This window comes from Rhizobium ruizarguesonis, from assembly GCF_017357285.1.
GTDB classification, from domain to species: Bacteria; Pseudomonadota; Alphaproteobacteria; order Rhizobiales; family Rhizobiaceae; genus Rhizobium; species Rhizobium ruizarguesonis.
Map to the genome: position 1 here is coordinate 2,377,868 of NZ_CP071678.1, position 26,230 is coordinate 2,404,097.

Genomic DNA, 26,230 nt, shown 5'->3' on the forward strand with positions numbered 1-26,230 from the left:
TTAGAGTTGCCGCTTATGCGGCAAGGCCGACATTTGCGAGATAGGCTTCCAGCGCCCAGGCGTGAGCAGACGCAATGATAGCGCCGACATAGCCATCCGGACGCACGAGCACCCAGTCGCCCGATTCCAGACCGTAGGCATCATGGAAATGCCCGCCGTCGTCGATGAGATCTCCGCGACGGCCGATCCTGTGGATATGCAGGCCCGGGCGCGACGGTACGGCGGCTTGCTCGGCCTCGTAGCCCAGCAGCGTCCAGTGCGGCCCCCTGAACAGTTCGAACAGACGCGTCGGCTGGCCGGCGACACCTTTGAGCGGCGCATCGGGTGCACGGTCGCCCGCAAGCAGGCCGGCGCTCCGCTCCGGCTTTTCCAGCGCGAAGGAGGAGGACGGATAGCCGATATCGAGTTGATGCATATCGCGGCCACGCCGCATATCGCCTCGCTTCATGGCGTCAAGAAGATTGGTCGCCAGACCGAGCACGGCGGCGGCGACCGGGCGGCGCTCTTCCTCATAGCTGTCGAGCAGCGCATCGGGGGCGCCGGCAGTAACCGCAGCCAGTTTCCATCCGAGATTATAGGCGTCCTGAACGCTGGTATTCAGACCCTGTCCGCCGGTCGGCGGATGCGTATGGGCGGCATCGCCGACCAGGAACACGCGGCCGAGCCGATAGCGATCGGCAAGCCGGGCGTTCATATGGAAGGCTGACGCCCAGGAGACCGATTGGACCTCGATGTCGTCGCGGCCGGTGCGCTCCTTCACCAGGGTGGTCAAGCCTGCTGCCGAGAGATCGAGCTCGCCTTCGAGCGGGATGGGTCCCTGGATCTGGAACAGATCCGTCCCCGCAAGCGGGCAAATGGCGATCTGCCGCTGCATGTCGCCATCGCCGAAGCGATGCCAAGCGTCGCGATCCAATCCCGTCAGCATGACATCGGCGACGACGGCGCGCACGCCGAGCGTCTTGCCGGGAAAGCCGATATCCAGCGCATGGCGCACAAAGCTGCGGCCGCCATCGGCGCCGACGAGCCAGCGCACGCGGATGGTCTCTTCGCCGGATGTGCCCTTAAGCCGCGCGGTCACGCCCGCCTCATCCTGTTCAAAGCCGATGAGTTCGCTGGCGAATTCGGGGCGATGCGCGAGCTCGAGCAGGCGCTCTCGCATCACCCCTTCGGTCAGGAACTGCGGCACCATCAGCGGAAGATGATAGGGCTCGGCGGGCGTCGGCGCCCCACCCATCACGGCATCGGATTCGCTAACGCTGCCGTCATCGCGATATTCCCGCTGTCTGGGGTAGGCGCCGCCGAGCGCGACGATCCGGTCGAGAATGCCGAGATCCTCGAACACCTCTTGGCTTCGCGGCTGAATACCCTTGCCGCGGGAACCGCGGAATGGGTCGTTCAATTTTTCGATCAGGCGGAAGGACACGCCCCACCGCGCCAGCTCGATCGCCAGCGTCAGGCCGGCAGCCCCGGCGCCTGATATCAGCACGTCGACTGTGGAATTTTCTGTCATTGGTTTCTCTATATGTGTATTATGCACATAATAGGAGAATCGGCATGGTGTCAACAAAGAATGTGCAAAATACACATATCAGTGAAAAACTGCGCGAACTGCATGGGGCTTTGATCGAGATCGTCAGCGTCATGAACCGCCCGCAGCGCGACGAGCAGATGGTCCGCGAGGCGGGCATTTCGCTCGATCGTGCGCTGTTTCCGCTGTTGGTCACGATAGAACGGCTCGGTCCGATCGGGGTGGTCGAACTCGCCGACCGCGCCGGGCGCGACTACACCACCGTCAGCCGTCAGGTCGCCAAGCTCGAAAGTCTCGATCTGGTGGAGCGCCGCGGCAACGCCGCCGACCGCCGCGTGCGCGAAGCGGTCATCAGCCCGAAGGGCAAGGCAATGACCGATCGCATCGACATCGCCCGCGAGCGGATGGGCCGCGCCATTTTCGAGAGCTGGGACGAACATGACTTCAATGAACTCGTGCGCCTCATGCGGAAGTTTGCGCAGGATATCAGTGGTGATATCGGCAATGGCTCGGGTGAGACGCAGGGCGAGGGCGGTCCGCAGCGGGATTAGCCTCGGAATCATTTCCCTGTGTGGCCTTTGAATTCACCGGAGGCATTGCGCCGGGGCGTCTGCGATGATCTTGTAGCGACCTGCAATCGCAACGTTTTCCGGTGATTCCCAATGTTCGATATTCTGTGGCGCGGCCTGGTGATCGGCACCGGCGCAACCATCCTCATGGACCTGTGGGCGATCCTGCTCACCCAGTTCGGCCAGTCGGCACCCAACTGGGCACCGGTGGGACGCTGGTTCTGGCACCTTCGCCGCGGCAAGGTCTTTCACGAGAGCATTGCCGACGCCGAGCCCTATGCCCATGAGCTGGCGCTCGGCTGGATCAGCCATTACGCCGTAGGCATCCTCTATGGGGTGATCTTCGCCATCATCATGGGCTCGGGCTGGCTGGCGGCACCGACATTTCTTCCCGCCTGGATCTTCGGCATCGTCACCGTCGGGGCAGGGTGGTTCCTGCTGCAGCCGGGCCTCGGCATCGGCTGGGCCGCCTCCAAACATCCGACCCCGAACAAGGTCCGATGCTTCAATCTGCTGGCTCATACGGTGTTTGCGCTGGGACTCTACGGCACGGCGTTGATTATCGGCTGAGATCGCGGGGTCGGTTTCGTCCGCCCGGGCGAGGGGACATGCCGCAACGTCTCGATCCCCTCTTCTCCCCAGCGGGGAGAAGGTGCCCGTAGGGCGGATGAGCATCTGTGTTTGGTGTCAAGGTGGATTTGGTGTCCAGATACGGTTTTTAGTGATGAGGGTATTTGCGAGCACGATGAGCTTTCGCATGACGGCGACGAGGACGACCTTGTTGGGTTTCCCGGCCTTCTTCAGTCTTTCGGCGAAGTGCGCGAGGTCGGGGTTGTGACGGGAGGCGGACAGGGCAGCCATGTAGATGGCGTTCCTGGGTGCGGGGCGTCCGCCCCTGATGGCGCGATGTCCGGCCCGCTCGCCACTTTCGCAGGCGAGCGGCGCAAGGCCAGCCAGCATGGCCGCCTGCTTGCCGGAGCAGGCGCCAAGTTCGCAAAGGCCAGCGATCAGGCTTGCGGCGGTGACGGCACCGATGCCGGGAATGGAGATGAGGATGTCGAGGCGGCGGCGCATCTCGGGCTCGGCGCCGATGCTGCGCTCGATCTCGGCATCCAGTCTTGCGATATGGGTATCGAGCGCGGCAAGCCGGCGCGTCAGTTCCTTGCGCAGCAAGGCGGTCACGGCCGTCTTCATCCGGTTGGACAGGGCGGTGCGTTCGCCGTTGGCCGCAGATCGCGCATTGACCAGTTCCTGCAGGGCTTCCAGCGCTTGGTCCTGCGGTGGGGTCTGTGCGGGCTTGAGGGCTTCTCCCATGATGGCCAAAAGCCGCGCATCGAGCCGATCGGTCTTGGCGAGAAAGCCGCAAGCTTTGGCAAACAGCCGGGCGCGCAACGGATCGACGACCGACACGTAAAAGCCATCGGCATGCAGAGAACGCTGAACGGCGCGATGCCACTTGCCGGTCGCTTCCATGACGATGTGCAGCGCCGAGGGCGGCATCTGGTCAAGCGCATCGAGCTCCCGCTTGAGGCGGCGCAGACCGGCCGTGTCATTGGTCACCCGAAAACTGCGGCCGAGAGGATGCAAATGAATGTCCAGCCACTCTTTACAGACATCGATACCGACATAAACTGTCGCCATCGCGGTGCGTTCGGACGATACCTTGCCTTGCATACGGGACCTGCTCCCCACTATCTGTTCAGGACAAACGCGAAGGACGGGCGGACCAGGCTCATCCCCGGTTCAAGCCAAGGGGGTTACGGTCCCGCCCGTCCGCCCCCTGGGGGATGGCCATCCCCCAGGGGTCGCACCCATCATCAAACAATGAATGCAGTTTGAACATGCAAGGGGGCCGGCGAAGCCGGTCTTTTCAACAACACGGACCCCGCAGGCTTCGACCGTGTCGGTATCGTCTCGACTGTGTTCAGGGCGCCGGAGCTCGGTGTGGCGGGATAGGTGAATTATGTGAGAGGTGTGCCGTGTGGCCCCCTCATCCGCCTGCCGGCACCTTCTCCCCGAGGGGAGAAGAGACTATGCCGCGACCTTTCCGTCCCTCGCCACATCTCGCAAAGCACGTCCTTCGCCGCGTTTGCAGGGTCGGGAGGGTCGAGACGAGTGGCTCGACCCAGGGGTTAGGGTGAGGGGCAGCATCCGCATCAACAGCCTCGCCTCACCGCGCCGCCCAGTTGGCGCCGCGGCGGAAGATGGTCTTCATTTGGGGAACGTCGAATTCCTTGGCCTGATGGCCGAGCGAGGAATAAAAGACGCGGCCCTTGCCGTATTTCCGCTTCCAGACGACGGGCATGACGACGCCGTCGATCCAGTAGGCATGTTCGCCGGTGAACTTGGTCGTCGCCAGAACCTCGTTCGAGGGGTCGACATGCATGTAATATTGCTCTGACGTATAGGGAAAATCGGCAATCCCTTCCATGAGCGGATCGTCGGGGCGTGTGATGTTGACGGTATAGTCGATGATGTTGCCGGGGTGAGCCACCCACTGGCCGCCGATGATGAACTGGTAGTCGACGGAGTCGCGGAAGGCATCGCCCGCACCGCCGTGATAGCCGGCAATGCCGACGCCGCTTTCGATCGCGGTCGCGAGGTTCTTGACCTCCTCCTTCTCGATCTTCGACATCGTCATGATCGGCACGACGAGGCTGAGATCATGGACGGAAGGGTCGGCAAGCGCCTCGGTGCCGTGTTCGAGATAGACCTTGAAGCCGTCTTCCTCGAGCATCGTCTTGATGATTTCGGCGCACTCCTGCGGCTCATGCCCGCTCCAGCCGCCCCAAACGATCAGTGCTTCACGCATAGTTTTTCCTCCTGAAACTTATTTCGCCAGTCGTCCGTCGACGATGGAATCGGACAGCGGGGCAGGGCGCTCCGTCGCCGTGGTGATCGCGACCGTCCGGCCAGTCGCGGCGGCGGTGTGGAACGCTTCCATGACTTCGAGCACATGCAGCGCCAGATCGCCATTGGCGCGGTGCGGCCGGTTGGAGCGGATCGCATGCGCCATGTCGGCAACGCCGAGCGAGCGATAGTTGCCGTCGGCATAAGGCGATGTGACCGGCTGGTCCTCGAACGAACCGCCCTTCTTCAGATATTCCACCGGGCCGCCGAACTTGTTGGGATCGGGAACGATCAACGTGCCCTCGGTCCCGTAGACTTCCAGCGGCACATGCTTATGGCCGGCAACATCGAAGCTCATGGCGATCTGCACGACGGCGCCGTTGGCAAAGGCCATCATGCTGGCGACATGGGTCGGCACATGCACGGGAATGCGCTCGCCATTGCGCGGTTCGCTGGTGATCAGCCGTTCAGCGAGCGGCGTCGTCGCAAAACCAGCAACCTGCGCAACCGGTCCGAGAAGATTGACGAGATCGGTGATGTAATAGGGACCCATATCGAGCATCGGCCCGCCGCCGACTTCGTAATAGAAGGCCGGGTTCGGATGCCAGCGCTCATGGCCCGGGCACATGAAGGTCGCCGAGCCGCCGACCGGCTGACCGATGACGCCCTGGTCGATCAAGGCGCGGGCCGTCTGGTGGCCGCCGCCGAGGAAGGTGTCTGGGGCAGCCCCGATGCGGAGATTCCTGGCTTTGGCCGCCTCCGCCAATTTTTTCCCTTCTGCGAAATTAATCCCGAGCGGCTTTTCCGAATAGGTATGCTTGCCGGCATCGAGCGCCTGTAGCGCCACGGCAACATGGGCCTTCGGGATCGTCAGATTGACGATGATCTCGACCTTGGGATCGGCGAAAAGCTCCTCAACCGTCTTGACGGGAACATTGAATTCCGCAGCCTTTGCTTCCGCCAGCTCCCGGTTGAGGTCGGCGACGCCGCGGATGTCGAGGATGGGAAAGGATGCCATCGCCGTGAGATAGGCGCCCGAAATATTGCCGCATCCGATGATGCCGATACCGACCTTGTCCATGAATTCCTCCATTGGTCTTGCCATTGATCTTGCCATTGATCTTGATTGTGTCGCTCGTCAGAGCGCCGGCCCCGTCGTGCTCCAGGGCGATTCATAGAGTTCGTAGAGCGCCACCGCAGCGGCACCCTGCGCCCAGAAATCATCGGTCGAATCGTCGAAGACGAGTTCGCTCACCCCGCGCAGCGACGGCGGAATGGCGAGCGCATAGGCGTCGCGCAGGCTGTTGAGAAAGGGTTCGCCGAGCGCTAGGCTCGACCCCACAAGAATGACCCGCGGCGGCGCAAACAGCGTGACGATGTTGGCAATGGTCAAACCCACCGCTTCGCCGGCACGGATGGCGGCGCTGATCAGCCGGTCGTCATCGGCCTTGATCAGCGCCTGGGCATGGTTCATGCCGCGCCCGAGGCGGATTGCCTCGGCAAAACGCCCATCAGCCTGTTGTTCTCCGAGGATCGCGCTTTCGCCGGCCTGGCTGAAGAGCCGGACGACGCCATTCGGTCCCATGCCGAGCACGAGGTCGCCGAGATTGTGGCTGAGGCCGCCGGCGCCGCGAAACAGGCTGTTACCGTGCAGGACGCCGAGCCCCAGTGTCTGCTCCAGCGAAATCAGCACCATATCTTCGAGATCGCGGGCCTTTCCGAACCAGTGATGGCCAAGTGTGATGGCGTGCGCGTCACTTTCGACAATGGTCGGTGTTGCCAGCCGCGTCGACATCTCGGCGGCGAAGTCGACATTGGTGTCGCGAAAGATCGGGCTGCTTCTGATATAGCCGGTGCGGTGCTCGATGACGCCGGGGAAGCCGAGGCAGACGCTGTCCACATCCTCCAGCGACAGCCCGGCATCGACGACGCAGCGCCTGACGCCGTCCTCGACCAGGTCGGCGATGACGCCGATCGGCTGCCGGTCGATGCGGATCGGCAGGGCAAGCTTCGACAGCACGTCGCCGCGGAAATTGGTGACGACGAAGACCATCCTGTTGGCAGCGATCTTGGCGCCGACCACGCGGGCGGCATCGGGATTGAGTTCCAGCGCCACCCGCGGCCGTCCGCGCACGGCCTCGTTGCGGATATCGCCTTCGTGCCGCGGCAGGATCAGCCCGTCGTCGAGCAGCGAGGCGGTGATCGCCGAAACGGTCGTGGTGGAGAGTTCGGTACGCTCGCTGATCTCTATCCGCGAGATCGGACCATGGCGCCGGACGGTATCGAGCACGTTCAAGCGATTGATCGCGCGCATTAATTCTGGATCTGCAGTCTTCATTGGTACTAGCCGGGCGAGCGTTTCGTTGGGGCGGAACCCAAATATTTTTAACGGGTTACGAAATAAATAGTCGGGAATTCAGTGGTCATGTCAAGCGCATTTGATAAAAATAGAGGCATTGGGTTGACAATATGCCAAAGCTCCGTTGAATTAATCCGCATAGGGGAAAAATTGTGAGGATAGGCCCCTGGGAGGAAAATCATGACTTTTAGCTTCAAGAGCGCCGTTCCTAGCGGCAGGCGTATCGCATCCATGGCGGCGGCTGCCGGCATGTTGCTGGCGGGGGCAGGCGCAGCGTCTGCGGCGACGGTGGTCAAGTGGCTGCATCTCGAGCTCGACCCGAAATACGTGGCGGCCTGGGAAGACATCGTCAAGAAATACGAAGCCCAGCATCCCGATGTCGATATCCAGATGCAGTTCCTCGAAAACGAGGCTTTCAAGGCCAAGCTTCCGACATTGCTGCAATCCGACGACGTGCCGGATTTCTTTTTCAGCTGGGGCGGTGGCGTCTTGAAGCAGCAGTCCGAGACCGGCGCGCTCCAGGATGTGACGCCGGCGCTGGACGCCGATGGCGGCAAACTGCGCGGCGCCTATAGCCCGGCTTCGGTCAGCGGCCTGACATTCGAAGGCAAGACCTGGGCTATTCCCTATAAGGTCGGTCTGGTCAGCTTTTTCTACAACAAGGCGCTGTTTGCCAAGGCCGGTGTGAAGGCCGAGGACATCAAGAACTGGGCTGATTTTCTGGGCACGGTGAAGAAGATCAAGGCAGCCGGCATCGTGCCGATCGCCGGTGGCGGCGGTGAGAAGTGGCCGATCCATTTCTACTGGAGCTATCTCGTCATGCGCGAAGGCGGACAGACGGTCTTCGAAGCGGCAAAGACCGGCCAGGGCGAAGGTTTCCTCGATCCGGCGATCATCAAGGCCGGTGACGATCTCGGCGAACTCGGAAAGCTCGAACCGTTCCAGCCCGGCTATCTCGGCTCGACCTGGCCGCAGGCGCTCGGCGTGTTCGGTGACGGCAAGGCTGCGATCATCCTCGGCTTTGAAAATACCGAGGCCAACCAGCGCAAGAATGCCGGCGACGGCAAGGGTCTCGCACCCGACAATATCGGCCGTTTCGCCTTCCCGGCAGTCGATGGCGGCGCCGGCAAGCCCACCGATACGCTCGGCGGTCTGAACGGCTGGGCCGTCACCAAGAAGGCATCCAAGGAAGCGATCGATTTCCTCGCTTTCCTGACAAGCGCGGACAATGAGCGGGCGATGGCCAAATCAGGCATGCTTCTGCCCGTTGCCGTCGGCGCCGGTGATGGCGTTACCAACCCGCTGCTTGCCGAATCGGCCAAACAGCTGGCCGCTTCCACCTGGCATCAGAACTATTTCGACCAGGATCTCGGTGCGGCGGTCGGCCGTGTCGTCAACGACGTGTCGGTGGAAATCGTCTCCGGTCAGATGAATTCCAAGGATGGCGCCCAGATGATCCAGGACGCTTTCGAGCTGGAACAATAACCAGCGCCTGCAGACCCTTTCTGGCGCTCCAGAGCGGAGCGCCAGCATTGCTGCCGACGAGACGCGAAAGCAGGACCCATGGCCAATATTTCAGTCCCATCGATAACCACGGCCGCAAGGCCGGCAAAAAGAACCGCAAACAGCAGGAGCTCGGTCGCGCATGACCGGCTGGCGGTGCTGTTGATCTTCCTGCCGCCGGCGCTGCTGCTTTTCACGCTCTTCGTCATCATGCCGATGGGCGAGGCGGCCTGGTACAGCCTCTACAAGTGGAACGGCTACGGCACGCCGACCGAGTTCATCGCGCTGCGCAATTTCCAGGTTCTGTTTCGAAATGCGGCCTTCACGCAGGCGCTGATCAATAACGGCCTGATCATCGTCATCTCGATCTGCATCCAGGTGCCGCTCGCCATCTGGCTGGCCACCATGCTGGCGCACCGCATTCCGGGTGTCGTCGGTTACCGCCTGATCTTCTTCCTGCCCTATGTGCTGGCAGACGTTGCCGCGGGCCTTATCTGGCGCTTCGTCTATGATGGCGATTATGGCCTGTTTGCCGCCGTTTCCAACTTTTTCGGCTTCGCCAACCCTTATGTGCTCGCCGACAAGGACGTGGCGATCTATGCCGTGCTTGGGGTGATCGTCTGGAAATATTTCGGCTTCCACATGATGCTGTTCATCGCCGGCCTGCAATCCGTCGACAAGAGCGTGCTGGAGGCAGCCGAAATCGACGGCGCCACCGGCTGGCAAAAGTTCCGTTACGTCACGCTGCCGCTGCTCGGCTCGACCTTGCGTCTTTCCATCTTCTTTGCCGTCGTCGGCTCGCTGCAGCTGTTCGACATGATCATGCCGCTGACCGGCGGCGGGCCGTCCAACTCCACCCAGACGATGGTCACCTTCCTCTATACCTATGGCGTCATGCGCATGCAGGTCGGCCTCGGCAGCGCCGTCGGCGTCGTGCTCTTCATCATCTGCGTGACGCTCGCCTTCGGTTACAAAAGGATATTCATGCGCCATGACTGATATGAGCTCTTCCATCCGCATGAGCACGTCCACGCGCGTCTATCTCTACGTGTCGCTGAGCCTGATTGCCGCGATCGTGCTCGTGCCGCTGCTGACGACGGCGCTCGGCGGCTTCAAGACGCTGGGCGACCTGCGCACCAATCCCTTCGGCCTGCCGACGGAGTGGCAATGGGCGAACTATACCGATATTCTTTTCGGTGAACGCTACTGGCTGCAGATCGGCAATTCGCTGGTGATCGCGTCGCTCACCGTTCTCCTGACGCTGATCGTCTCATCGATGGCGGCTTTCGCCTTTGCCCATGTCCGCTTTTTCGGCTCGTCGTTCCTGCTCAATTATTTCTTGCTCGGCCTGATGTTTCCGGCGGCGACCGCGATCCTGCCGCTGTTCATCCGCATCCGCGATCTCGGCCTGCTCGATACCTATTGGGGCGTGGTGCTGCCGCAGGTGGCCTTCGGCCTTGGCATGAGCATCCTGCTGTTTCGAAACTATTTCCGCAACCTTCCGGAAGAATTGTTTCAGGCGGCTTTCGTCGACGGTTGCGGTTATCTCAGATTCTTCTGGCATATCTCGCTGCCGCTTTCGCGCCCGATCGTCGCCACCGTCAGCATCATTTCCTTCGTCGGCAGCTGGAACAGCTACATCCTGCCGCTGATCATGCTGAACTCGGAATCGAAATATCCCTGGCCGCTCGGCATCATGGTCTATCGCGGCGAGTACGGCACGGAATGGCAGCTGGTGCTGGCCTTCATCACGCTGACCATCCTTCCCACCATCATCGTCTTTTTCGTCGCCCAGAGACACATCATCGCCGGTCTGACCGCCGGCGCCGTGAAGTCCTGAGCCGAACCGTTGGAGTGCAATCATGGCATCCGTTGAACTCACCGATATCAGCAAGACCTATGGCGCCGTCGACGTCATCCACGGCATTTCGCTTCATATTGAGGATGGGGAATTCGTCGCTCTCGTCGGGCCATCCGGTTGCGGAAAGTCGACGCTACTGCGGATGATCGCCGGCCTCGAGGAGATCACCGACGGCGACATCGCCATCGGCGGCAAGGTCGTCAACGCCATGACGCCGCGCGAACGCAACATCGCCATGGTCTTCCAATCCTACGCGCTCTATCCGCACATGACGGTTGCTGAAAACATGGGCTTCAATCTGAAGCTCGCCGGCGTTGCCAAACCGCAGATCGAGGCCCGGGTGGCCGAGGCCGCCCGCATGCTGGATCTCGCCGAACTCCTCGACCGCAAGCCGGCCCAGCTTTCCGGCGGCCAGCGTCAGCGCGTCGCCATGGGTCGCGCCGTCGTTCGCAATCCCGCCGTCTTCCTGTTCGACGAGCCGCTGTCCAATCTCGATGCCAAGCTGCGCGTGCAGATGCGCTCGGAAATCAAGACGCTGCACCAGAAGGTCAGGACGACCTCGATCTACGTCACCCATGACCAGATCGAAGCGATGACGCTTGCCGACCGCATCGTCGTGCTCAATCAGGGCAGGGTGGAGCAGCAGGGGACGCCGCTCGAACTCTACAGGAAGCCCGCCAATCTCTTCGTCGCCGCCTTCATCGGATCGCCAGCGATGAACATGCTCGAAGGCACGGTGGACGGCGAAAACGGTGAACCCGCCGCCCGCCTCGGAGACGGCACGGCAATCCGCATCGCGCCCGACCGCAAGGTCAAGGCCGGCCAGGCCATCACCATCGGCCTGCGCCCCGAACATCTCGTTCCAGGCGTCGCCGCCGGCACGCCGCTCGCCGGCCGGACGATGCTGGTGGAACCCACAGGCGCTCAGACCCATGTCGTCTTCGACCTCGCCGGACAGCAGGTGACCGCCATCGTCGACGGCGAATACCCCGCCCGTTACGGCGCCGTCTTCGAGGCCAGCATCACCAGCGATCAGGTGCATGTGTTTGACCGCGGTACTGGTGTGGCGCTGTAGGCACAAGAATCGCTGGGGCATGCGAATCCTCGGTCCAGGAGATCGCCGAAACCAGCCCCTCATTCGGTTTGCTGCCACCTTTCCCGTGGGTGATCGCGATCATTTGTGAGCTGAACAAGTCCGATGGTTTCGCGCATACAGGTGATGCCGATATGGCCGCCTGGGCGGAATCGGCCCGCAATGTGGGCCGTCCTTAACGTAACCGAGCGATTGGCACCCACCAGTATGGACTGATGCCAAGGGTGTAGCCAGCTTCCGGCACTTTTAAACCACCAGCTGCGCTCTATCTGAGGATTTCCTTCTGGAAATGCCTCCGCGAATGCACGGCAACGCCACCAGCCGTGGAGCGCTGGCAATTAGCCAAGAGCAGTCATCAACTACGAATATTAGTTACCAATTGATCGCGATATTGGAGGTCAGAGAATGCAACAACACCACTTGGGGATTTTGATTGGTGGCAGTTCGCATGTTGGAAAATCCACACTGGCAAAGAGCTTGGCTGTCTCGCTTGGTAGGGAACTCATTTCCACCGACAAATTGGGCCGCCACCCCGGTAGACCGTGGCCGACGCTCCGTCCCCAGGTAGCTGAATATTATTCACGTCTCTCCGACGATACAGTGCATTGGTTTTTGAAGGTTCACCACGAGAATATGTGGCCGTACATATGTCAGATCATCGAAAATCAGAGGCAGCTTTTGAAGCCCTTCATACTCGAAGGGTCAGCACTGCGGCCAGAATATATGACGAAACTCGATCCAAGCCTCGTCAGAACCGTGTTCCTATACGCAGAAGACGACTTCTTACGCTCCCGCATGATGGAAGAAGCCGGCTACAAGGACGCCACTCAATCGGCGGCTTTGATCATCGAGAAATTTGTCGAGCGTTCGATCCGCGACAAGAGGGAAATGTTAGAGGCAGCGCGAGACGCCAAACTTCAGTGTGTTGATGTAGCTTACCCGGAGGCTCTTGAAGCTTTGGCCAAGCAACTCGCTGCTGCCTACTCGGTGGCCAATGAATAGGGCGGATAACCAGCTCCTACCTGCTCGAAAGACCGAAACGGACGGATGAGCGGCTAAGCCATTTGGTTTCTCAACGATATCTCCCGCCACCGGACGTTGCCAATGCCACAAGTTGCACTATTGTCTGTTCGCACGCGAAAACCTGATGGTGGTTATGCCGGTAGTAACTCGACATCTCATTGACCGGGGTGATGGAGCCACGGTCGAGCTTTTTCAAGCTCAAGCCGCAAGCGAAACGCCCGCAGGAGCAATCCTATTTGTCCACGGCAATCAGGGTGGTCGTCTGCTCGGAGGGATAGACGCGGTCAACAGCGGCGCATTGCTTCGGTTCTGTTCTGGTTTGAATATCACTGCGGCGGCAGTCTCGCAGCCTGGTTTTGGGGCGTCAGATGGCCCTCCAGATTTCTGCGGTCCCAAAACCCAGCAAGCGATCATAGCTGCTCTCGCTTTCCTGCGGGGCCAGCCTTCCGTCGATCCAAATCGAATTGTTCTCTATGGAAACAGTCGTGGTGCCGTTGCATCGGCAATGGTCGCCACCCAGGTTTCTGATCTGCGAGCAGTCATTCTATCCAGCGGCGTCTACGATCTTGAAGTCGCTTATCACGAGAGTTCAGACGGTTTACGGTGGGCTATCGAGAAAGAGGCGGGCCTATCGAGAGAGGCCTTTCTGGCTCGCTCTGCATTGCATTATGCGCCCGAAGTTCGGTCTGAGACGCTGTTGCTGCATGGAAAGCATGACGACCGTGCTCCTGTTGCCCAAGCCGAACTCTTCTCAAAAGCTCTGTCCAATGCCGGAGTCCTGGCGACGCTTCACCTCTTTGAGTGTGGACACCAAATTCCAAGGAACCACATGCAGGGAGCTCTCAGGCCCTTCCTGCAAAGGGTGTTCAATCCCGTCGTGACGTACCACTAAGGCAGCATGACAGCTTCGGGCAGCGGGAAAGTGACGAAAACCTAAAAGAGATTAAGCCCAAACCCGCCTCTTGAAGGAGGAGAAAAAATGAAACGCATCGAGATGGAGGTGAGCGGCGGCTGCCAGTGCGGTGCCGTGCGCTACCACGCAACCGCTATGCTTGACAATTCTCATCTCTGCCATTGCCGCATGTGCCAGAAAGCCTCGGGCAACATCTTCGCGGCGCTCGTCGCCGCGCCCGATGATGCGCTCAGCTGGACACGCGGCAAGCCAAGCGTCTGGAAGAGCTCGGAGCTTGTCGAGCGCGGCTTCTGCGCCAATTGCGGCACGCCATTGTTCTTCCACCACCTCGAAAACGGTCGCACCAATCTGATGATCGGTTCGCTTGACGATCCGCACGCCTTCTCGCCGCTTGCCAATACCTGCACCGAGAACATGGTGGCATGGTTCGATACGATCACGGGCATAGAAAATACCGGTGCAACCGAAAACAACGGCGCCGGCTGGGCCGCGGCGATCAAGGAGAGCAGCAACCAGCACCCCGATCACGACACCACCTCATGGGCGGTGAGGGGGCCCGATGGCTGAGTGCTATTCCGGCGTTTGCCAGTGCGGCGCTGTCCGTAGCCGCTGTTCCGAAAAGCCGTTGCGCTGGAAACCAACGACAGCAACAGCTTGCTTTCAATATGATGCACGCAGGGTGCCTGAAGGTCTGCTCTTTAGGTAATTTGTGCCTCGAGCGGCCCGTCCGCTTCCGTGAAGAGTTTCGGGCGCCGGCAGGCGTACGAAAGTCCCCGAGGAAGGAACCCGCGGGCCACAGTCGGAGGCTATGGGGATTTCGATCTGGGGCTGATATCGGCGATGGCGCGACCGCGGCCAGGAAGTGGGGTGCTGGATGCGGACAGGCCGCTTCGTTGCGCCTCCGCGCGGTTTAGCCGGCCCGGCAGCCGGCTCGACGCGACCCTGTTGGCGGCGATAATCACCATGAACGCGCGTGGGTCGGTTGCCGGAGGCGGGGCGCCCGCGGCTGAGGTCTGGATCATGCCATGCCGGGTCATGAAGCAGTCTCCCGGTTCGTCGCCGTCGCATCCGGCGGTCCGCGCGGCTGCCTCCGGCGTTCGAACACCTCGATGACGATCATTCGTCCGCCGCAGCAGGGGCATGGCGGGCGGAAGTCATCCGGTTCGCCTGGTGTGTTGTCATCGGCCGGTGCGGCGACGTCCAGGAGTTCGCGGGCGAGCGCCAGATTGGCCTTGCGGGCGGAGCCGGCGAGCAGGCCGTAGTGCCGGATGCGATGGAAGCCGCGCGGCAAGACATGGAGCAGGAAGCGGCGGATGAACTCATCGACCGCGAGCGTCATGATCTGCTGCCGGTCGCGGCCGTCGCGGCGGTAGTCCTTATAGCGGAAGGTGACGCCAGTTTCGTCGAAGGTGATCAGGCGGCGGTTCGAGATTGCGACCCGGTGGGTATAGCGCGACAGATAGGCAAGAACGGCCTCAGGACCCGCGAACGGCGCCTTCGCATAGACCACCCAGCGTTTCTTTCGGACCGGCGATAGATGCCGCAAGAATGCCTGCCGCTCGGTGAGATGAGCAAGTGCGCCAAAGAAGCAGAGCCGCTCGGCGTCGTGCAGAGCGACCAGCCGGGTGAGGAACAGTCGTCGGAACAGTTTGCCGAGTACGCGTACGGGAAGCAGGAAGGCCGGGCGCGACGAGATCCATCGACTTCCGTCTGGCGTGATGCCGCCGCCCGGAACGATCATGTGCACATGCGGATGGTGCGTCATCGCCGATCCCCAGGTGTGGAGCACGGCGGTGATGCCGATGCGCGCGCCGAGATGCTTGCGATCGGCCGCGATGGTCAGCATCGTCTCCGACGCCGCCTTGAACAGCAGGTCGTAGACGAGCGCCTTGTTCTGGAACGCTATGTCGGCGACCTCGGCCGGCAGGGTGAATACGACGTGGAAGTAGCCGACCGGAAGCAGATCGGCCTCGCGTTCGGCAAGCCATGTCCGTGCCGCCGCGCCCTGGCACTTTGGGCAGTGCCGATTGCGGCAGGAGTTGTAGGCGATCCGCCACTGGCCGCAGTCCTCGCAGGCCTCGACGTGACCGCCGAGGGCCGCAGTGCGGCAGTTCTCGATCGCCGACATCACCTTCAGTTGCGGCAGGCTCATATGTTCAGCATGCGCGCGCCGGTACGCCGCGCCGGCAGCACGGAAGATGTCGGCGACCTCGATCGAGGCACGCAAGGCTCAACCGTCGGGGAAGGCTTCTTCCGGCTTGAACAGGCCGAGTTTGTCGAGCGGACTCGTAACTGTGCGGACCGTCCTGGTCGCCACCTTGGCGTAGAGGGCGGTGTTGTTGAGTTTTGCGTGCCCGAGCAGGACCTGGATGATCCGAATGTCCGTGCCGTCCTCCAGCAGGTGGGTGGCGAAGCTGTGGCGCAGCGTATGCGGCCCGACCCGCTTGGCGATGTCGGCGGCCTGGGCCGCCTCAACGACGATCCGATAGAGCTGCCGCGGGCTGATCGGCTTCATTGCGTGTTGGCCAGGGAATAACCAGCCGTCGCGATGCATCACACCCTGCTGCCGGCCCACCTTCCACCACTGGCGCAGCAGGGTGAGCAGGTCCTCCGAAAGCATGGCATTGCGATAGCGCCCGCCCTTGCCACGCTCGACGCGCAGCAGCATGCGCTCGCTGTCGACGTCGGCGACCTTCAGCATCGACACCTCCGCGACACGTAGGCCCGCGCCATAGGCGACCGACAATGCCGCCTGGTGCTTGAGGCAGGTGGTGGCATTGAGCAACCGGGCAACCTCGTCGCGGCTCAGCACCACGGGCAGGTTACGCGGATGCGCCAGCCGGATGAGCCTGCGCGCCAGGTCCGGGCGGTCGAGGGTCTGGGTGAAGAAGAAGCGTAGCGCCGACACGACGCTGTTCATCGTCGGAACGGGAACGCCATCCTCCTGCTGCTCGATCTGGAACCGGCGCAGGTCGTCGGCGGTCGCCGTGTCTGGTGAACGCCCGAGGAAGGTCGCCAGGCGTCCGATGTCGCGGAGATAGTTGCGTTGCGTTTCGCGTGAGAAACGCCGCATGTTCATGTCGTCGATCAACCGCTGGCGCAGCGGGCTGACGGGCGTATCGAGATGGGGGTGCTGCATGGTCAGGCTCCTTGTTGAAGAAGCCCGTCATGCTCTGCCGTTGCCGGACGACGCTCAATGCAGGCGCAACGTCCGGCCTGTGCCCTCTACCTCAACCGCAGGCGCCCTCCCGCGCAGCGGGTTCGTTCTCCTGCCCCGTGGCTGTCGTCTATCCAAGGCCGAGCCGATGTCCGTTGTTGGTGCGAACCGGACGGCCGCCGGGCCACCCCGGCGGCCTACTGCCGCGATATATTATTCCGCCGCGATCCGCGTGACGCCGTTGGCCTGGACGATCTTTTCCAGCAGCGCGAGCTCTTCCTGGGTAAGATCCGTCAAAGGCGGGCGCACGGGGCCTGGGTTCTGCCCGAGGACGCAAAGGCCGGCCTTGATGATCGAGACGGCATATCCCTTCTTGCGGTTGCGCAGAGCGACGAAGGGGAAGAAGAAGCTCTTCAGGATCTCATCGACAGTCGCCTGATCGCCGGTGCGCAAGGCGCCATAAAAGCGCTGGGCAAGCGCGGGGACGAAGTTGAAAACGGCCGATGAATAGGTCGTCACGCCTGCGGCGAAATAGGCCTGGGCATAAACCTCATGGGTCGGCATGCCGCCGACATAGACGAGGCGGTCGCCAAGCAGGGTGGTAATCTCGATCACCTTGTCGACATCGCCGACGCCGTCCTTGAAACCGATCAGGTTCGGGCATTCTTCCGCCAGGCGCGCGATGCTGTCGGCGGTCAGGACGGCGTTGTCGCGGTTATAGACGATGACGCCGATGCCGACCGATTGGCAGACTGCCTTGACGTGGGCGATGAGACCCGCCTGTTCGGCAAACATCAGATAGGGCGGCAACAGCAGCAGCCCGTCAGCGCCTGCCTTCTCGGCCGCAACTGCGATCTCGATGGCGAGCGATGTGCCGTAGCCGGTTCCCGAAATGATCGGCGTCTTGCCCGCCGACGCCTTGGCGGCCCGGACAACCTGCGGAATCTCGGCCGGATTGAGAGAGAAGAACTCCCCGGTGCCGCCGGCGGCAAACAGTGCGGCAGCGTCATAACCGGAAAGCCACTCGACATGACGGCGGTACTTGGCTTCGTCAAATTTGAGTTGATCGTCGAAATGGGTCACCGGAAACGACAGGAGACCACTACCGACGGCCTTCTTCAATTCAATCGGGTTCATCATGAAGTCCTATTTCTTAGGTGTTGAAAACCGGGTCACTCGCTCTCGAGCACTTGCAGAAGTGCAGCGATATAGCCGTAGCAGAAGGCAAATGCGGTGGCGGTTGGGTCCTTGCCGCTGACGGTCGGCACATGATCGGGCATCAGCATGTATTTGAAGCCCACCTCCTTGTAGATCCTGGCCGAGCGGACCATGTCCATGTCGCCTTCTTCAGGGAAGGTCTCCATGAAGGACAGCTTGCCGCCGCGAATGTTGCGGAAGTGAACATTGAAGACCTTGCCGCGCTGGCCGAACCAGCGAATGACGTCGTCGATTTCCTTGCCGGGATTTTCCAGCATCTCGCCGATCGAACCCTGACAGAAATTGAGGCCGTGATACGGGTTTTCGCGCATCAGCACGAACTTCTTCAGGCCTTCTACCGTACCCAGCACCCGCGTGACGCCGCGATAGCCCGGCGGCGTATAGGGATCGTGCGGATGGCAGGCGAGCCGGACGCGGTTGCTTGCAGCGACAGGAACGACGCGCTCCAGGAAATAGTCGATCCGTTCCCAGTTCTCGTCCTCGGAAAGCACGCCGGCAAGACCAGGCTCTGCCTGCTGATCCGTCTTGTCCCAGCGGAAGCTGGCATTCAGCGATCCGCCGCGTCCCGGCTCATCCGGCGTACGGGGAATGCCGATCAGGTTGAGATTGTACTTCACCGCAGGAATGCCGGCGGCTGCGACATTCTCGATCAGCTTGCAGACGGCGTCGATCTGTCTGTCGCGCTCGGGGCCGGCAAGCAGGATATCGGGATAGGAAGCCTTCTCGATCGGCTGCGAGGGCAGGGGCAGCTGGATCATGTCGAGGATCAGGCCGAAGCTTTCGACCTTGTCGCGATGACGTTCGAGATCGGAGAGCGTCCAACTGCTCGGCTTTCCCGCCGGGTCGGCGTTGATATGCTTCACACCCAGTTGCGCGAAGATACGATAATCGTCGTCATCCCGCACTGCGACCTGTGTTCCCAGATACATTTGAGTCTCTTTCGAAATTACACAATGTCGTATGACATAATATGAATTTTGAAGAGTGTCGAGCCCTATTGCTGCTCGGCGAGCATGCGGTAGCGGCGTTGGCTGGCCAGCATATGGGCGCGCATTGCCTGGCGGGCGCGTTCGGGATCCTGATCGGCGATTGCCGACAGGATTTCGACATGTTCGGCATAAACCTTCTGAAGATAGCTGCGGTCATTGGCCTCAGGCAGTGTCGGAAACTGACCGCGGGGGATGGCTCTAGGGCCGAAATGGCGCAGGACATCGACATAGAATCGGTTGTTCGTGGCGGCGGCAATCGCCATGTGGAAGGCGTAATCCGCTTCCACGGTTTGCTGTCCGGTTTCGATCAGGTGCGCCATTCTGCGGTTGGCCTCACGGATTGCCGCCTCCTGCTCGGCTGTGCGGCGATAGGCGGCAATTGCCGCCGCTTCACCCTCGGCCGCCATACGAAACTCCAGCAATTCCAGGGTTTCCGGAATGCTTTTGATTTCCACCGGCGTCAGTGACAGAACCGAATGCGCCTTCGGATCCGCGACAAAAACGCCTTTGCCCTGGATCGGCTTGACGAAGCCTGCCGACCGCAGATCGGCTATCGCCTCGCGCACCACGGTACGGCTGACGCCGAATGTCGCTTCAAGCTGCGGCTCGGTCGGCAACTGATCGCCAACACGCAGCGTCCCCGTCTCGATTTGCGCCCGCAGCTGATCGATGACCTGTTGCGCCAGTCTTTGCCGACCACCGCCGAATGTTGTCATTGTCCGTTCCCCCAATTCCTTTGCATCAAGTCTCCCGCTCGGGTCTTGCAAATCATATCAGACTTCGATAAATCATAATACGACATACGGGCGACATAATATGTCTTTTATAGTAGTCTAGGGAGGACTTACAATGAAGCATTTTTCTAAGGGCTTGTTCGTCGGCGCCGTCATCGGCACCCTGACGATCGCTGCACCGCTCTCGCAGGCCGCCACGCCGCAGGACCAACTGGTGGTCGGCACATCGCTGGCGCAGGTTCTGTCGCTGGATCCGCAGCAGGCGACCGAAGGCAAAGCGGTCGAGATCATGTCGAATCTTTACGATCGGCTGGTCGCCAGCACGGCGGACGGCAAGGTTCTTCCGCAGCTGGCGGAAAGCTGGAAGGTTGACGAGAAGGGCATCACGTTTACGCTGCGCAAGGCCAATTTCGCCTCCGGCAACCCGGTCACCTCGAAGGATGTCGTCTATTCATTGGCGCGGCTCCTGAAGATGGATCAGGCCGCTGCCGCCAACCTCAAGCGCGTCGGTTACGACAAGGACAATGTCGAAAAGCTCGTCAAGGCCGTCGACGACCAGACGGTGCGGATCGATCTCTCCGACCAGGTAACGGCAGAGCTTCTGCTTTACCGGCTGACGACGACCACCACCAGCGTGGTCGATAGCGTCGAGGTCGAGAGCCACGCCGTCGACAACGACTACGGAAACGCCTGGATGCGAACCCATTCGGCCGGCTCCGGTCCGTTCACCCTCAATCGCTGGTCCCCGAACGAACTGGTGATCCTCGATGCCAACAAGGATTATATGGCCGGCGCGCCGAAGATGCGTCGCGTCATCGTCCGGCATGTGCCTGAAAGCCAGGTCGAGCGGCTGATGCTCGAACGCGGCGATATCGATATTGCCAGCGCCTTGACCGCCTCGGATCTCGCGACCTTCCAGAGCAAGAAGGGCTTTGCCATCCAGCGTATTCCGACGGGCGGATTCTACGTGCTGTCGATGAATGCCGGCAACAAATACCTCGCCAACCCGAAGGTTCGCGAAGCCATTGCCTACGGCATCGACTATAAGGGCATCGAAAAGACCATCATGGGTCCTTACGGCCGGGCCAGAAACGTTCCCGTTCCGGAGAATTTCGAATATGCCATCCCGAATCCCGATTGGCATCTCGACGTCGAAAAGTCGAAGCAGCTGCTGAGCGAGGCAGGCTTCAAGGACGGCTTCTCGCTGTCGCTGAAGACCATCGCGCAAACGCCGCGCATCGATCTTGCCACCGCCATCCAGGCATCGCTTGCCCAGATCGGCATCAAGATCGACATCCAGCAGGGCAACGGCTCGGAAATCATCGCCGCCCATCGCGCCAGGGATTTCGATCTGCTGATCCCGCAGACCAGCGCCTATATGCCGAACGTCCTCGGCTCGATGGAGCAGTTCTCCTCCAATCCCGACAACTCGAAGGAAGCCAACAATGCCGGCAACTTCGTCTGGCGCTCGGCTTGGGACATCCCGGAACTCACGGCCCTGACGGCCAAGGCATCGATGGAGCCGGACGCCAAGAAGCGTGGCGAAATCTATGTTCAGATGCAGAAGCTGTTCGTCGAACAGAAGCCGGCAGTGCTTCCGCTCTTCGAGCGCTTTGAGCCGATCGTCCTCAACAGCAAGGTCGAGGGATATGTGGGGCATCCGTCTCAGCTGACGCGTCTCGAGAACGTGACCAAGGTCGAAACCCAGTAATACTCCCAGGACAGCCGATCATGAAGGAACTCTCCGTAGCCGAATTTGGCCGACGCCTGGCGCATTTGCTGGTCAGCCTGTTCATCCTCTTATGTGTGACCTTCGTGATCGGCCGCGTCTTGCCCACCGATCCGGTTGGCGCAATCGTCGGCGAACTCGCCGATCCCGCCGCCTATGCGGCGATGCGGGCGCGCCTGGGGCTCGATCTGCCGATCTACCAGCAGTTTTTCCTCTATCTGAACGGGTTGGCGCATGGTGATTTCGGCACGGCCGTCCTCACCGGCAATCCCGTCTCTTCGGACCTCGCTCAAGCCTTTCCGGCGACGTTTGAACTCGCGACGCTGGCGGTGATCATTTCGACCTTCGTCGGTGTCCCGCTCGGGCTGGTCGCGGCGCTGTTTCGCGACAGCTTCATCGATAAGACGGCCCGCGTGGTCGCGCTCGTCGGTCATTCGATCCCGGTTTTCTGGTTCGGCATCGTCGGGCTCGTCATCTTCTATGCCGGCCTGAATTGGGTCGGCGGGCCGGGTCGGATCGATGTCTTTTACGAAGGCCTCGTCACGCCGAAAACCGGGCTGTTGTTGATCGACAGCCTGCTGCAGGGCGAGACGGAAATCTTCTGGAATGCGCTCGGCCATATCATTCTGCCGGCCGTCATCCTTGCCTATGCGGCGATGGCCTACATCACCCGCATGACCCGCAGCTTCACCCTGGAGCAGTTGAGCCAGGATTATGTCATTGCGGCCCGAGCCAAGGGTGTGAGCCCCTTCGGCACGATCTGGCACCACGTCCTGCCGAACATTGCGGTGCAGCTGATCACCATCCTGGCCATTTCCTATGGCGGTCTGCTCGAAGGCGCTGTCGTGACCGAGATCGTTTTCTCCTGGCCGGGCATTGGCCAGTACATGACCAACGCCCTGATGATCGGCGACATGAACGCTATCGTCGCCGGCACCATCATTGTGGGATTCATTTTCATGTTGTTGAACTTCCTGGCCGACGTCGCTTATGCCGTCTTTGATCCGCGCATGCGGGAGGCGGCCCGATGAGCGATGTCATCCGTGGCGAGATAGAGATCCGCCCTCCAAGTGTGTCGACCCGTATCGCGGCGTCGTTTGCGCGCGCCGGCCGCAAATTGGCTGCCGAGCCGCTTGGTCTTGGAGGGTTCGTCATCCTCGGTCTGCTTTGCTTGATCGCGATCTTCGCGCCGCTGCTGGCGCCCTACGATCCGGCCATACAGGCGCTTGGCGATGCCTTGCAGCCGCCGAGCCTCGCGCACCTGGCAGGCACGGACGAATTCGGCCGGGATATCTTGAGCCGCCTCATCTTCGGCACGCGCATCACCATCCAGACCGTGCTGTCGATCTCCTTGATCGTCGGCCCGATCGGCCTGTTGATCGGCGTTGTCGCGGGCTTCTTCGGCGGACGCATCGATGCGCTGCTGATGCGCGCCACCGATATCGTTCTGTCATTCCCGTCGCTGATCCTGGCGCTGGCTTTTGCTGCCGCACTCGGCGCCGGCTTGACCACGGCAATCATCGCGATCTCGCTGACCGCATGGCCGCCGATTGCGAGACTCGCGCGCGCCGAGGCGCTTGTCGTCAGAAACGCCGACTATGTGGTCGCCGCCCGCCTTTATGGCGCATCGCCGATGCGTATTCTTCTCCTCTATATCGCGCCGATGTGCGTCCCCTCGGTCATCGTTCGCCTGACGCTCAACATGGCGGGTATCATTCTGACGGCAGCTTCGCTTGGCTTCCTCGGCCTTGGCGCCCAGCCGCCGGCGCCGGAATGGGGCGCGATGATCTCCAGCGGCCGCAAATTCATGCTGGATTATTGGTGGGTTGCCGTGATGCCGGGTATCGCCATCCTCCTTACCAGCCTTGCCTTTAACATCGCCGGAGATGCTCTGCGCGACATTCTGGATCCTCGCCATGCAAGATCGTGATCTGCAGCCCGTTCTTTCCGTCGAAGGATTGAGCGTCCGTTTCGGCCGAGGCGCCGTGCCTGCCGTCTCCAATGTCAGTTTCGACGTCGGGCGCGAACGTGTCGGGATCGTCGGAGAATCCGGTTCCGGCAAATCGACGACCGGTCGCGCCATCATGCGTCTTCTGCCGCCGGCCGCGGTGGTCTCGGCCGCGCGTCTGGATCTCGCCGGCAGTTCGTTGCTGTCGAAGTCCGAACGTCAGATGGGCGCGCTGCGCGGCAAGGACATCGCGCTGATCATGCAGGATCCGCGCTATTCGCTGAATCCGGTGCTTTCAATCGGCAAGCAGATCGCCGAAGCCGCTCGCCTTCACCTTGGCCTTCACAAGAAACAGGCGCATGAGGCTGCCCGCGCCATGCTGGAGCGCGTGCGCATCAGTGATCCGGAGCGGGTCATGGCGCTTTATCCGCACCAGATATCGGGCGGCATGGGCCAGCGCGTGATGATCGCCATGATGCTGCTGGCACGGCCGAAGCTTGTTATCGCCGACGAGCCGACCTCGGCGCTTGATGTGAGCGTCCGCAAGGACGTGCTGCTGTTGCTCGATGAACTGGTGCGCGAGAACAATTCCGGCCTGCTGTTGATCAGCCATGACATTCGCATGGTGGCAGCGTTTTGCGAGCGCATCATCGTCATGTATGCCGGCCGGATCGTGGAAACGCTGACCCGTCTGGAGGAGGCCCGCCATCCCTACACCCGCGGGCTGATCGCTGCGCTGCCCGACCCCAGGAACCCGGTTCGCCGGCTTGCGGTTCTCGACAGGATGAAACTCGATCTGGAGACGGCGCAATGATCAATGTGCGTGACCTCGATGTCGTCTTTGCCTCCGGCAAATCAAGCAACCATGTCGTCAGAGGCATCAGTTTTCAGGTCGGCCAAGGGGAGACGCTCGGCATTGTCGGTGAATCCGGATGCGGCAAATCGACGGTGCTGCGTTGCCTTGCCGGCATGGAGGCCGGTTGGACCGGTCACATCGAGCTTGGCGGCAAACCGATCGGCAAGAAGCGATCCCGCGAGGAGTTGAAATTCGCCCAGATGGTGTTTCAGGACCCATACGGATCTCTGCATCCGCGCCATCGTATCGGCACCGCCTTGGCCGAGCCGCTACGCGCCGTGCGCCATTCCGATATCTGGTCGAAGGTCGAGAGGGCGTTGATCCAGGTGGGTTTGCCGGCGAGCTTCGCAAACCGTTTTCCGCATGAGCTTTCCGGCGGTCAGAGACAGCGGGTGGCAATCGCCCGGGCCCTGATCCTGTCGCCGCCCATCCTGTTGCTCGACGAGCCGACATCGGCGCTCGACGTCTCGGTCCAGGCCGAAATCCTGAACCTGCTTGCCGATCAACGCGAGGAAAAGGGCCTGACCTATCTGCTTGTCAGCCACGACCTCGCGGTCATCGGCCATATGTGCGACCGGGTGCTGATCATGAAGAATGGTTGCTTCGTCGACGAACTCACCAAAGCGGATCTGCAGGCCGGCACCACGCATGATGCCTATGCGCGAGAACTGTTTGAGGCGAGTTTTATCGAAGCTTGATATCCTCGAACGTGGTGTGGGCTCGGCGATCCTCTGTTGCGACATGGACGCGGCTGACCGCCGCGACGCTACCCCTTTCGACGAGATGGCAGGCAAGCTCGACGCGGCGCCGTGGGGCCGCAAGGCCGAGCATCATGTCGCGCAGCAGATCGAGCGCGGTGGCGCCGAGTTCGCGCATCGGAATATGCACCGTCGAGAGCGGCGGATTGAGAAAGGCCGACTGCGGCAGGTCATCGATGCCCATGACCGAGATGTCCCGCGGTACGGCATAACCCATCGCCTGCAATCCGCGCACCGCGCCATTGGCCAGACTGTCGCCCGCCGTCAGAATGGCGGTGAAGGTGAGGCCTTTCTCGCGGACGAGACGGGTGACCGCCTCAGCGCCGAGTTCCGGCAGCCAGTCGTCGACTTCAAGCACCAGATCGGCATCGGCCGTCAGCCCATGATGCTGCAGGGCGTCGCGCCAGCCCTCCAGGCGCCGCTCGATCGTCCGTCGCCCCGGCCTCAGCATAAACAGGATACGTTGATGCCCCGCCTTGATCAGCCGCTCGGCGGCAATGAAGGCGGCCGAGCGGTTGCAGGGCGTAACACTCGAAAGCCGCATATAGGGATCGTCGCTGTTGACGAGCACGACGGGCTTTCCGAGATCGGCGGCCGCTGCCAGCATCTCCTCTTCGTCGACGGTCAGGATCAGCATGCCGCCGAAGCTCGGATCGTCACGCATCTCGGCGACGACGCGGGCTTCATCCCCGTTGTCGGCGATAGGGCGCATCGCCAGTTCGATGCCGAGGGCGGCTGCGCGCGCATTCAATCCTTCGAGCACATAGAGTGTGAACTGGTTGCGGACATAGTCGATCATTGCCGCGCCGGAGGCGACGAGCATGACCTTCTTGCCGGCAACGCTCGCCGGCAGGGCGTAGCTGACCGCACTCGCCGTTTCCAGCACCAGCTTGCGAATCTCCGGCCTGACGCCCTTTTCGCCGGCCAGCGCACGCGATACCGTGCTGATCGAGACGCCGCATCGGGCGGCAATGTCGTCGAGGCGCGTGCGCCTGCCTTTTTTCTCTTCCGCCGCCATGTCATCTCCTCGCTCCCGACTACTATGCAAAAATCTTTCAGATTGCGCAAATGGAATGCCTATGCACAATTGTTGCCTGAGGAGTCCGCGACAAGCGGCAGAGCAGGGAGGCTTTGAAATGTGG

Annotated in this window: 25 protein-coding genes; 14 read left to right on the top strand and 11 right to left on the bottom strand. The window is 61.4% G+C overall.

Annotated features, from left to right (window positions below; all coding sequences use genetic code 11):
• Window positions 1–13: 13 nt before the first annotated feature.
• Window positions 14–1,510 (bottom strand): FAD-dependent oxidoreductase, encoded by a 1,497-nt coding sequence (locus J3P73_RS11885; RefSeq protein ID WP_130661546.1) that lies wholly within the window; start codon window positions 1,508–1,510, stop codon window positions 14–16.
• 44 nt (window positions 1,511–1,554) lie between these two features.
• On the opposite strand from J3P73_RS11885, the gene J3P73_RS11890 reads away from it, so the two are divergent.
• Both J3P73_RS11890 and J3P73_RS11895 read left to right on the top strand, forming a co-directional pair.
• Window positions 1,555–2,079 (top strand): MarR family winged helix-turn-helix transcriptional regulator, encoded by a 525-nt coding sequence (locus J3P73_RS11890; protein WP_130691720.1) that lies wholly within the window; start codon window positions 1,555–1,557, stop codon window positions 2,077–2,079.
• A gap of 111 nt (window positions 2,080–2,190) precedes the next feature.
• A complete protein-coding gene (locus J3P73_RS11895) occupies window positions 2,191–2,667 on the top strand; it encodes a DUF2938 domain-containing protein (protein ID WP_130655347.1) in 477 nt (158 codons plus the stop codon).
• 117 nt (window positions 2,668–2,784) lie between these two features.
• Here the strand turns inward: J3P73_RS11895 and J3P73_RS11900 are convergent, their stop codons facing one another.
• The 4 genes from J3P73_RS11900 to J3P73_RS11915 all read right to left on the bottom strand — a co-directional run bounded on the left by J3P73_RS11900 (window position 2,785) and on the right by J3P73_RS11915 (window position 7,285).
• The gene (locus J3P73_RS11900; RefSeq protein WP_207579986.1) at window positions 2,785–3,771 is read right to left on the bottom strand and encodes an IS110 family transposase; all 987 of its coding nucleotides are present in this window, start codon (window positions 3,769–3,771) and stop codon (window positions 2,785–2,787) included.
• Window positions 3,772–4,267: 496 nt separating this feature from the next.
• Window positions 4,268–4,909, bottom strand: coding sequence for a ThuA domain-containing protein (locus J3P73_RS11905; protein ID WP_003539493.1), 642 nt, complete (start codon window positions 4,907–4,909; stop codon window positions 4,268–4,270).
• Window positions 4,910–4,927: 18 nt separating this feature from the next.
• Window positions 4,928–6,028: a Gfo/Idh/MocA family protein gene (locus J3P73_RS11910; protein ID WP_130693079.1), complete on the bottom strand. Its 1,101-nt coding sequence runs from the start codon at window positions 6,026–6,028 to the stop codon at window positions 4,928–4,930.
• A gap of 57 nt (window positions 6,029–6,085) precedes the next feature.
• The gene (locus J3P73_RS11915; protein WP_018494677.1) at window positions 6,086–7,285 is read right to left on the bottom strand and encodes an ROK family transcriptional regulator; all 1,200 of its coding nucleotides are present in this window, start codon (window positions 7,283–7,285) and stop codon (window positions 6,086–6,088) included.
• A 201-nt stretch (window positions 7,286–7,486) separates the two neighbouring features.
• Here J3P73_RS11915 and J3P73_RS11920 point away from each other — a divergent pair, with 201 nt between their 5' ends.
• From J3P73_RS11920 to J3P73_RS11950, 7 genes are all read left to right on the top strand, one after another.
• Window positions 7,487–8,791, top strand: a complete 1,305-nt coding sequence (locus J3P73_RS11920; RefSeq protein WP_130691721.1) for an ABC transporter substrate-binding protein — start codon at window positions 7,487–7,489, stop codon at window positions 8,789–8,791.
• Window positions 8,792–8,869: 78 nt separating this feature from the next.
• A complete protein-coding gene (locus tag J3P73_RS11925; RefSeq protein WP_130655496.1) occupies window positions 8,870–9,808 on the top strand; it encodes a carbohydrate ABC transporter permease in 939 nt (312 codons plus the stop codon).
• Window positions 9,801–10,649 (top strand): carbohydrate ABC transporter permease, encoded by an 849-nt coding sequence (locus tag J3P73_RS11930; protein WP_003539503.1) that lies wholly within the window; start codon window positions 9,801–9,803, stop codon window positions 10,647–10,649. Before J3P73_RS11925 ends, J3P73_RS11930 begins: the two co-directional genes overlap by 8 nt.
• Before the next feature lie 22 nt (window positions 10,650–10,671).
• Window positions 10,672–11,745, top strand: coding sequence for an ABC transporter ATP-binding protein (locus J3P73_RS11935; protein ID WP_130691723.1), 1,074 nt, complete (start codon window positions 10,672–10,674; stop codon window positions 11,743–11,745).
• Window positions 11,746–12,168: 423 nt separating this feature from the next.
• Entirely contained in the window at window positions 12,169–12,765 is a 597-nt protein-coding gene (locus tag J3P73_RS11940) for a hypothetical protein (RefSeq protein WP_024321939.1), read from the top strand.
• 145 nt (window positions 12,766–12,910) lie between these two features.
• Entirely contained in the window at window positions 12,911–13,678 is a 768-nt protein-coding gene (locus J3P73_RS11945) for an alpha/beta hydrolase family protein (protein WP_130691725.1), read from the top strand.
• A gap of 87 nt (window positions 13,679–13,765) precedes the next feature.
• Window positions 13,766–14,266, top strand: a complete 501-nt coding sequence (locus J3P73_RS11950) for a GFA family protein (RefSeq protein WP_130691727.1) — start codon at window positions 13,766–13,768, stop codon at window positions 14,264–14,266.
• A 466-nt stretch (window positions 14,267–14,732) separates the two neighbouring features.
• Here the strand turns inward: J3P73_RS11950 and J3P73_RS11955 are convergent, their stop codons facing one another.
• From J3P73_RS11955 to J3P73_RS11975, 5 genes are all read right to left on the bottom strand, one after another.
• The gene (locus tag J3P73_RS11955; RefSeq protein ID WP_130691466.1) at window positions 14,733–15,926 is read right to left on the bottom strand and encodes an IS91 family transposase; all 1,194 of its coding nucleotides are present in this window, start codon (window positions 15,924–15,926) and stop codon (window positions 14,733–14,735) included.
• A 3-nt stretch (window positions 15,927–15,929) separates the two neighbouring features.
• Window positions 15,930–16,838: a tyrosine-type recombinase/integrase gene (locus J3P73_RS11960; RefSeq protein WP_207579987.1), complete on the bottom strand. Its 909-nt coding sequence runs from the start codon at window positions 16,836–16,838 to the stop codon at window positions 15,930–15,932.
• A 231-nt stretch (window positions 16,839–17,069) separates the two neighbouring features.
• Entirely contained in the window at window positions 17,070–17,996 is a 927-nt protein-coding gene (kdgD, locus tag J3P73_RS11965) for a 5-dehydro-4-deoxyglucarate dehydratase (protein WP_130661554.1), read from the bottom strand.
• Window positions 17,997–18,028: 32 nt separating this feature from the next.
• Window positions 18,029–19,003, bottom strand: a complete 975-nt coding sequence (locus tag J3P73_RS11970) for a mannonate dehydratase (RefSeq protein ID WP_130691729.1) — start codon at window positions 19,001–19,003, stop codon at window positions 18,029–18,031.
• Between the two features lie 65 nt (window positions 19,004–19,068).
• Window positions 19,069–19,779, bottom strand: a complete 711-nt coding sequence (locus tag J3P73_RS11975) for a FadR/GntR family transcriptional regulator (protein ID WP_024321942.1) — start codon at window positions 19,777–19,779, stop codon at window positions 19,069–19,071.
• 133 nt (window positions 19,780–19,912) lie between these two features.
• Between J3P73_RS11975 and J3P73_RS11980 the strand changes: the two genes are divergently transcribed.
• Genes J3P73_RS11980 through J3P73_RS12000 form a run of 5 tightly spaced genes read left to right on the top strand, consistent with a single transcriptional unit; the run spans window position 19,913 to window position 25,028 of the window.
• Window positions 19,913–21,508, top strand: a complete 1,596-nt coding sequence (locus tag J3P73_RS11980) for an ABC transporter substrate-binding protein (RefSeq protein ID WP_130691731.1) — start codon at window positions 19,913–19,915, stop codon at window positions 21,506–21,508.
• A 20-nt stretch (window positions 21,509–21,528) separates the two neighbouring features.
• Window positions 21,529–22,557, top strand: a complete 1,029-nt coding sequence (locus J3P73_RS11985) for an ABC transporter permease (RefSeq protein ID WP_130691733.1) — start codon at window positions 21,529–21,531, stop codon at window positions 22,555–22,557.
• Entirely contained in the window at window positions 22,554–23,456 is a 903-nt protein-coding gene (locus J3P73_RS11990) for an ABC transporter permease (protein WP_130691735.1), read from the top strand. Before J3P73_RS11985 ends, J3P73_RS11990 begins: the two co-directional genes overlap by 4 nt.
• On the top strand, window positions 23,443–24,288 hold the full coding sequence (locus J3P73_RS11995) for an ABC transporter ATP-binding protein (protein ID WP_130686387.1): 846 nt from the start codon (window positions 23,443–23,445) through the stop codon (window positions 24,286–24,288). The genes J3P73_RS11990 and J3P73_RS11995 overlap by 14 nt, the downstream gene beginning before the upstream one ends.
• Window positions 24,285–25,028, top strand: a complete 744-nt coding sequence (locus J3P73_RS12000; RefSeq protein WP_130691737.1) for an ABC transporter ATP-binding protein — start codon at window positions 24,285–24,287, stop codon at window positions 25,026–25,028. The genes J3P73_RS11995 and J3P73_RS12000 overlap by 4 nt, the downstream gene beginning before the upstream one ends.
• On the opposite strand, the gene J3P73_RS12005 is transcribed toward J3P73_RS12000, so the two are convergent.
• Complete coding sequence (locus tag J3P73_RS12005) at window positions 25,015–26,106, bottom strand: LacI family DNA-binding transcriptional regulator (protein ID WP_075223863.1); 1,092 nt, start codon at window positions 26,104–26,106, stop codon at window positions 25,015–25,017. The genes J3P73_RS12000 and J3P73_RS12005 overlap by 14 nt on opposite strands.
• Between the last annotated feature and the right edge of the window lie 124 nt (window positions 26,107–26,230).

Excerpts from the sequence above, each read along its gene's own strand:
- J3P73_RS11905 (WP_003539493.1), bottom strand. The coding sequence starts at position 4,909 with ATGCGTGAAGCACTGATCGTTTGGGGCGGCTGGAGCGGGCATGAGCCG.
- J3P73_RS11925 (WP_130655496.1), top strand. The coding sequence starts at position 8,870 with ATGGCCAATATTTCAGTCCCATCGATAACCACGGCCGCAAGGCCGGCA.
- J3P73_RS11930 (WP_003539503.1), top strand. The coding sequence starts at position 9,801 with ATGACTGATATGAGCTCTTCCATCCGCATGAGCACGTCCACGCGCGTC.
- J3P73_RS11900 (WP_207579986.1), bottom strand. The coding sequence starts at position 3,771 with ATGCAAGGCAAGGTATCGTCCGAACGCACCGCGATGGCGACAGTTTAT.
- J3P73_RS11945 (WP_130691725.1), top strand. The coding sequence starts at position 12,911 with ATGGTGGTTATGCCGGTAGTAACTCGACATCTCATTGACCGGGGTGAT.
- J3P73_RS11980 (WP_130691731.1), top strand. The coding sequence starts at position 19,913 with ATGAAGCATTTTTCTAAGGGCTTGTTCGTCGGCGCCGTCATCGGCACC.
- J3P73_RS12000 (WP_130691737.1), top strand. The coding sequence starts at position 24,285 with ATGATCAATGTGCGTGACCTCGATGTCGTCTTTGCCTCCGGCAAATCA.
- J3P73_RS11935 (WP_130691723.1), top strand. The coding sequence starts at position 10,672 with ATGGCATCCGTTGAACTCACCGATATCAGCAAGACCTATGGCGCCGTC.
- J3P73_RS11960 (WP_207579987.1), bottom strand. The coding sequence starts at position 16,838 with ATGCAGCACCCCCATCTCGATACGCCCGTCAGCCCGCTGCGCCAGCGG.
- J3P73_RS11890 (WP_130691720.1), top strand. The coding sequence starts at position 1,555 with ATGGTGTCAACAAAGAATGTGCAAAATACACATATCAGTGAAAAACTG.
- J3P73_RS11985 (WP_130691733.1), top strand. The coding sequence starts at position 21,529 with ATGAAGGAACTCTCCGTAGCCGAATTTGGCCGACGCCTGGCGCATTTG.
- J3P73_RS11990 (WP_130691735.1), top strand. The coding sequence starts at position 22,554 with ATGAGCGATGTCATCCGTGGCGAGATAGAGATCCGCCCTCCAAGTGTG.
- J3P73_RS11940 (WP_024321939.1), top strand. The coding sequence starts at position 12,169 with ATGCAACAACACCACTTGGGGATTTTGATTGGTGGCAGTTCGCATGTT.
- J3P73_RS11975 (WP_024321942.1), bottom strand. The coding sequence starts at position 19,779 with ATGACAACATTCGGCGGTGGTCGGCAAAGACTGGCGCAACAGGTCATC.
- J3P73_RS11910 (WP_130693079.1), bottom strand. The coding sequence starts at position 6,028 with ATGGACAAGGTCGGTATCGGCATCATCGGATGCGGCAATATTTCGGGC.
- J3P73_RS12005 (WP_075223863.1), bottom strand. The coding sequence starts at position 26,106 with ATGGCGGCGGAAGAGAAAAAAGGCAGGCGCACGCGCCTCGACGACATT.
- J3P73_RS11915 (WP_018494677.1), bottom strand. The coding sequence starts at position 7,285 with ATGAAGACTGCAGATCCAGAATTAATGCGCGCGATCAATCGCTTGAAC.
- J3P73_RS11970 (WP_130691729.1), bottom strand. The coding sequence starts at position 19,003 with ATGTATCTGGGAACACAGGTCGCAGTGCGGGATGACGACGATTATCGT.
- J3P73_RS11920 (WP_130691721.1), top strand. The coding sequence starts at position 7,487 with ATGACTTTTAGCTTCAAGAGCGCCGTTCCTAGCGGCAGGCGTATCGCA.
- J3P73_RS11885 (WP_130661546.1), bottom strand. The coding sequence starts at position 1,510 with ATGACAGAAAATTCCACAGTCGACGTGCTGATATCAGGCGCCGGGGCT.
- kdgD (WP_130661554.1), bottom strand. The coding sequence starts at position 17,996 with ATGATGAACCCGATTGAATTGAAGAAGGCCGTCGGTAGTGGTCTCCTG.
- J3P73_RS11950 (WP_130691727.1), top strand. The coding sequence starts at position 13,766 with ATGAAACGCATCGAGATGGAGGTGAGCGGCGGCTGCCAGTGCGGTGCC.
- J3P73_RS11895 (WP_130655347.1), top strand. The coding sequence starts at position 2,191 with ATGTTCGATATTCTGTGGCGCGGCCTGGTGATCGGCACCGGCGCAACC.
- J3P73_RS11995 (WP_130686387.1), top strand. The coding sequence starts at position 23,443 with ATGCAAGATCGTGATCTGCAGCCCGTTCTTTCCGTCGAAGGATTGAGC.